The sequence below is a fragment of the Thioalkalivibrio sulfidiphilus genome (assembly GCF_000377945.1).
In the GTDB taxonomy this organism is placed as follows: Bacteria; Pseudomonadota; Gammaproteobacteria; order Ectothiorhodospirales; family Ectothiorhodospiraceae; genus Thioalkalivibrio_A; species Thioalkalivibrio_A sulfidiphilus_A.
Genome location: NZ_KB898927.1, coordinates 96,215 through 102,214, shown reverse-complemented (window position 1 = coordinate 102,214; position 6,000 = coordinate 96,215). Strand labels below are relative to the sequence as shown.

The window sequence follows — 6,000 nt, the reverse complement described above, 5'->3', positions numbered from 1 at the left end:
AAGCCGCCTTGGGCTTTGCGATGCTGGCCTACAACTTGATGAGCCTGTTTCGTCAGGCCGTGTTGCGTTCCCGAATCCAGCATACCCTCTCCACTCTGCATGGCCTGGTGTTGGCCATCGGCGGCTCTTGGCACCCGGATGTCAAACAGAACAAGCTGATGCTATCCGTACCCCGTCGAAAACGTGCTTGGTTCGCGGGTCTCTGGGCCAATGCATCCGCCCCGCCCGTCATTCATGGGCTGCATGCCGGCTAATGGACAATCTGGGTTTAAAAAAACCAACATTCAAACAGCCAGCCCCCACGTACCCACACTCAGAACTCCGGCAACACCGGCTCCAACACAATCCCACTCTGCGGTTCATACTCCACATGCACCAGGTACAGCCCATGGGGTGGCGCCGTCACACCGCCCAGGGTGCGGTCCCGGGCGTGCAGCACCTCCGAGACCCATTCCACCGGCCGCTCCCCCTCCCCCACGGCCATGAGCACACCGGCGATGTTGCGCACCATGTGATGCAGAAAGGCGTTGGCGTGCACGTCCAGGTAGATGAAATCGCCACGGCGGCTGACCGACAGGGACAGCAGGGTGCGCACCGGGCTCTTGGCCTGGCAGCCTACCGCGCGGAAGCTGGTGAAGTCCCATTCACCCAGCAGGCGCTGCCCGGCCTCGTGCATGCGCTCGGCATCCAGGGGTGGATGGTGCCAGCTCACCTTGCGATGCAACACACCGGGGCGCACCCAGCGGTTGAGGATCACGTAACGGTAGCGGCGGCTGCGTGCCGAGAAGCGCGCGCTGAAATCCTCACCGACCTCTTTTGCCCACAGCAGACTGATCTCCGGCGGCAGATGGGTGTTGCCGCCCAGCACCCAGGAGCGGGCCGTGCGCACGGACTCGGTGTCGAAATGGATCACCTGTGCCGTCGCGTGGACACCCGCATCGGTGCGCCCGGCGCACACCACGCTCACCGGATGATTCGCCACCCGGGACAGGGCCTGTTCGACGCAGGCCTGCACGGCACGCCCCTGCAACTGGGTCTGCCAGCCGCAGAATCCGGAACCGTCGTATTCCACACCGAGAGCAATGCGCATCATCTCAGACCCGGAGGATTTCCCACAGCATCAACACCAGCAGCGGCGTGAACATCAGTACCAGCACACCCCAGTCCCGCACACTGGGCGGCCTTCCCGGCTCGATCTCGATGGGTTCGCAGGGCGCCGATTCGGCCCGCTCGATCACCCGGTCGAACAGGCTGCGGGCCCGGGAGGGCCAATCCTTCGCCCCCTGTGATTCACCCGCCTGGCGCGCCTCGGTCACGATGGGCTGAACCTGGGGCACGGTCTCCAGCACCAGGGTCAGGCGCACGGCAAAGCGTTCACGGGGAAAACCGAACCACGCCAGCGGGCAGGTCAGCCACAGCAGCCCGGCGATCAGGTCCTGCCTGGAACTGCGCTCCAGGAGCCAGACCACGGCGCCAACCACCATGGCAAGGATCAGAACCCGGCCGGCCCCGACCAGCAGGCCCTCAGCCGTGGGAGACAGCGATCCAGCCATGGGCAGCAGTTCCCGCCCGGGCGTAAACCATCCGAACAGCAGCAAGATGGAAAGGTGAAACCAGCGCAGGCGGCGGTTCATGCCCAGGAAGCGAGCCCAGCCTGCCCGTCCGGTGCCGGTGAGCAGCAGCGCGACACCGAAGGCGCCTAGCAGGGCCACCAGCCATCCGCCGTGAGCGACCAACGGGATGAACAGCATGACGGCGAGGATGCGAAGACTTGGGTGCATGAGTCAGGAATCAGCTGCGCGCGAGATCAGCCCCACAATGGCTTCGATCGTTTAAAACAAAACGGGTGCGGCCCGTTCCCGGACCGCACCCGTTGCCAGGAGCCTGTCGGACTTAGGTGCCCGTAGCGAGCCGGGTGGGAGAGCGAGGCCATTTTTCCGATCGTTTGAGGAGAATAGCCGTAGCTATTTGACGAAAAGGATCGGAAAAATGGACCGCTCTCCCACCGGCGCAGTAGGCGCAGCCTAAGTCCGACAGGCTCCTAGGTTTACCCGACTCAGGACAGCTGGTCGAGCAGCCCTTGGGCCTCCTGTTTCTGGCTGGGGTTGCCCTCGCTCAGGACTTCCTCGAGGGTGCTGCGCGCCCCTTCCGAATCACCCATGTCGATGTAGGCACGGGCCAGGTCCAGCTTGGTACTGACCTCGTCACCGGAGGGCAGCGCCTGTTCCTCCTCGTCGGTGACCAGGAGTTCCTCGCCTTCTGCACCCTCGCCGAGGAAATCGATTTCGGAGAAATCCTCCTCCATGATCTGGGTGTCGTCCTCGGCGGTATCGATACCCACGGGACGTTCCGCCGCCGTGGTCTCGCCTTCCAGGTCGAAGGAGGCGGCAAGCTCTTCGTCAAGGCCGGCGCCCAGGTCCTCATCCAAGGCGCCGATCTCCAGGCTCTCTTCAAGCTCCGCGGAGACGTCCAGCGGCTTGACGGGTGCGGTCATTTCCGCCTCGGCTTCCGCCGTGGTGTCGATCAGTTCCGTCTCCAGATCCTCACCACCCAGGTCCAGGTCGCCCAGGTCGAATTCCAGGGCCTCATCCGCTGAGGCGGTGGTTTTTTCCTCAATACCCAGATCCACCTCGGCGGCGGCTTCCGCCTCCAGAGGCTCTGGCTCGGCAACCGGTTCCTCGCCCAGGTCCAGATCTTCCAGCGAACCCTCCAGATCCTGCACGCCCAGGTCCAGATCCACCTCGGTGGAAGCCGCTTCGCCGCTGGCGGCAAAGTCCATGGCGGCTGCGCCGGAGAACAGCGGATTGGCCGGATTCAGCTCCTGACCCATGGACTGCACACGTTCCCACAGCTGGCTCGGACGGCCTGCCAGGGTGTCGTGCATGGCCTGGGCGTTGGCCTCGAAGGCCTCCACGTTGCGGTTGGCATAGTGGGTCTCCGCCAGCTTGAAGCGGTAATCCACGCGCTCGGGGTGTTCCTGCACGGCCTTGTTGAGCAGATCCTCGGCCTGGGAATACAGGCCGTAGGCCAGATAGACATCCACCTCGGCGATGGTGTCGTCGTTGATGATCTCCTCGCTCTCGACACCAGCGGCAGGGGACTCGGCCTCTTCGGCCCCGGCAGCTGTCATTTCTTCAGTTTCGCTCAGTTCGGCTTCCTGACCTTCTGCCTCAGCGTGGTCGGCCGCGAGGGCAGCGGCACCGGCCATGGCACCGCCGGCGGCGGCCGCCGCGAGGGCGCCCTCGCCACCGGACAGGGCAGGTTCGGTCCGGCCGCCGGCCGGTGAGGCCATGCCGGAGGCGGCGGCCGCACGCTTGCCCTTGCCGAGACGCTTGATCATCAGCCAGATCAGCAGCAGCACCAGCAGCAGCACCAGACCCGCGATCATCATCAGGTTGGGGCTGGCCATGATCTCGTCGACCAGGCTCGCGGGACGGGGCTGGACGGGGGCTGCAGGGGCCGGGGCCGGCGCGGGGGCCACGGCCACCTCCGGCGCAGGGGCGACCTCGACGGCCGGCGCCTCGGCGGTCTCGGCCATGCGTTCGGCCTCGCTGAGGGTCACGGCTTCGTCGGGCACAACGGGTTCGGCTTCCACCGCAGGCTCCACAGGCGCGGGGGCCGGTTCAGCCTCGGCCACGACCGGCGGCTCCTCGGGCGCAACCACTGCGGGCGCCTCGGCCACTTCAGCGGGCTCTGCGGGTTCGCGACCTTCGAGCTCATCCAGGCGGGCCTGCAGCTCGGCCATCTGGGCATTATTCAGTTCCAGCAGCCGCTCGCTGCGCGACAGCAGGGATTCCAGTTCAGCCACCCTGGAACGCAGTTCCTCGGCCTCGCGGCCACGGGTCTCGGCGGTCTCCCGGGCCAGCGCCAGTTCGCGCTCGACCTCGGCGCGTGCCTCGTCGGTGTCGCGGGCGGCCAGTATCTCAAGCCGTGCATCCTGTTCGGCCGGGGTCGGCACGACCTCGGCACGGGGAACCGCGGGGGCTTCGGCTACCGGCTGGGCGGGAATCTGGGGCTGAGGCGCGGCGGCGAGCCGGGTGCGGTATTCCTGCCACAGGGCGTTCTGGCGGGCGACTTCAGTGCGGGCATCAGCCTGATTCAGACGGCTGATCTCCGCCATGTCGGGCACGCGCAGCACGCGACCGCTCTGCAGGTTGTTGATGTTGTTGTCGGTGAAGGCCTCGGGATTGGCGCGCAGCAGGGCCAGCATCATCTGCTCGATGCTGACGCTGGCGTCGGGACGCAGGTCCCGGGCCACATTCCAGAGCATGTCGCCGCGCTGCACACGGTAGGTGTCCAGGGTGGCGCGGGGTGCAGGGGCAGCGGGGCGGGGGGCGGCAGGCGCGACCGGGGCGGGTCGGGCTTCGCGCGGGGCCTCGGTGACCGGTGCCCGGGGGGCGGGCTCTGCACGCTGCTCGAACAGTACCGGCGGGTCCAGCAACAGGGTGTATTCACGCACCAGGCGGCCGGCGGGCCAGGTGGCCTCGACCAGGAAATTCACGAAGGGCTCGCGTACCGGATTGCTGGTGGTGACGCGGACCACATGACGCCCGTCCGGCAGCGTCGTCGGGGCGAAACGCAGTTCGGTGATGATGGCGGAACGTTCGATACCCAGGCGGCGGTAGAGCGCCTCCGGGGCAACGCGGACCTGCAGGTCCTGCATCTCGCCGGGGCGTACCGAGATCAGTTCGATCTCCGCGTTGAGCGGCTGATTGAGGGCCGAATTGACTTCGATCTCCCCCAGACCCAGCGCCTGTGACAGTCCCGGTACCAGTAACAGCGCCCAGAGGGCCATGCCCATCGCCAGTCTACGCACAGATTGTTCCCCTTCGCATTTTGATGTTCTGCAGCCTTCCCGCTCCGCGGAAAGCCTCCCCCTGATCCCTGGCGCTGCCGCCATGGCGAACGGCGCTCATGATACCAAGTCTAACTATACGGCGTAACTATAGGCTACAGATAGTCTTTTATCAAAATTTCCGCGATCTGGATACTGTTGAGCGCCGCCCCCTTGCGGACGTTGTCCGAGACCACCCACAGATCCAGCCCGCGGGGGTGGGAAATATCCTCCCGGATTCGGCCCACGTAGACCGGGTCGTGATTGGCCGCCTCGGTCACCGCCGTGGGGTAGCCACCGTCCCTGCGCTCGTCGATCACCACCACCCCGGGGGCCTTGCTGAGCAGCTCACGGGCCGCCTCGGCGGTGATCTTTTCCCGGGTCTCGATGTGTACCGCCTCGGAGTGACCGAAGAACACCGGCACGCGCACCGCGGTGGGATTCACCTGGATGCTGTCGTCGCCCATGATCTTGCGGGTCTCCCAGACCATCTTCATCTCTTCCTTGGTGTAACCGTTGTCCATGAACACGTCGATGTGGGGCAGGACGTTGAAGGCGATCTGCTTCGGGTAGACCTTGCTCTCCACCGGCTTGGCATTGAGCAGGTTGGCGGTCTGGCCAGCCAGTTCCTCGATGGCCTCCTTGCCGGTGCCGGAGACCGCCTGGTAGGTGGCCACGTTGATGCGCTCGATGCCCACGGCGTCATGGATGGGCTTGAGTGCCACCAGCATCTGGATGGTGGAGCAGTTGGGATTGGCGATGATGCCCCGGTTGGTGTAGCCGGCCACCGCGTGGGGATTGACCTCGGGCACCACCAGCGGGATGTCCGCGTCGTAGCGGAACTGGGAGGTATTGTCGATCACCACGCAGCCGGCGGCGGCCGCCTTGGGGGCGTACTCCTTGGACACGGACGCGCCCGGGGAGAACAGGCCGATCTGCACCTTGGAGAAGTCGAACTTGGCGAGATCCTGCACCACCAGGTGGCGGTCGCCGAAGCGCACCCGGGACCCGGCGGAACGCTCGCTGGCCACCGCATAGACCTCGCCCAGGGGCAGGTTGCGCTCGGCCAGGATGGACAACATGGTCTCGCCCACGGCCCCCGTGGCACCCACCACCGCTACATCGTACTTCTTGCTCATCTCAAGTTCTCTCTGAATACGTCTGTG

Annotated in this window: 5 protein-coding genes; 1 reads left to right on the top strand and 4 read right to left on the bottom strand. The window is 65.9% G+C overall.

The window, feature by feature from the left end; genetic code table 11:
- Window positions 1-254, top strand: a 254-nt coding sequence (locus tag D580_RS0104310; protein ID WP_018953205.1) for a hypothetical protein, incomplete at its 5' end; no start/stop codon positions are given.
- 59 nt (window positions 255-313) lie between these two features.
- Here the strand turns inward: D580_RS0104310 and truA are convergent.
- The 4 genes from truA to D580_RS0104290 form a co-directional block, all read right to left on the bottom strand.
- Entirely contained in the window at window positions 314-1,090 is a 777-nt protein-coding gene (truA, locus tag D580_RS0104305) for a tRNA pseudouridine(38-40) synthase TruA (RefSeq protein WP_196799720.1), read from the bottom strand.
- A 4-nt stretch (window positions 1,091-1,094) separates the two neighbouring features.
- Window positions 1,095-1,781, bottom strand: coding sequence for a hypothetical protein (locus tag D580_RS15825; protein ID WP_026289702.1), 687 nt, complete (start codon window positions 1,779-1,781; stop codon window positions 1,095-1,097).
- A 275-nt stretch (window positions 1,782-2,056) separates the two neighbouring features.
- Window positions 2,057-4,816 carry a FimV/HubP family polar landmark protein gene (locus tag D580_RS0104295; RefSeq protein WP_231363486.1) on the bottom strand — a complete coding sequence of 920 codons (2,760 nt, stop codon included), beginning with the start codon at window positions 4,814-4,816 and terminating at the stop codon, window positions 2,057-2,059.
- A 134-nt stretch (window positions 4,817-4,950) separates the two neighbouring features.
- On the bottom strand, window positions 4,951-5,973 hold the full coding sequence (locus D580_RS0104290) for an aspartate-semialdehyde dehydrogenase (protein WP_018953201.1): 1,023 nt from the start codon (window positions 5,971-5,973) through the stop codon (window positions 4,951-4,953).
- Between the last annotated feature and the right edge of the window lie 27 nt (window positions 5,974-6,000).

What these genes read in the sequence shown, in the direction of transcription:
- truA (WP_196799720.1), bottom strand. Translation starts at nt 1,090, where the DNA reads ATGCGCATTGCTCTCGGTGTGGAATACGACGGTTCCGGATTCTGCGGC.
- D580_RS15825 (WP_026289702.1), bottom strand. Translation starts at nt 1,781, where the DNA reads ATGCACCCAAGTCTTCGCATCCTCGCCGTCATGCTGTTCATCCCGTTG.
- D580_RS0104290 (WP_018953201.1), bottom strand. Translation starts at nt 5,973, where the DNA reads ATGAGCAAGAAGTACGATGTAGCGGTGGTGGGTGCCACGGGGGCCGTG.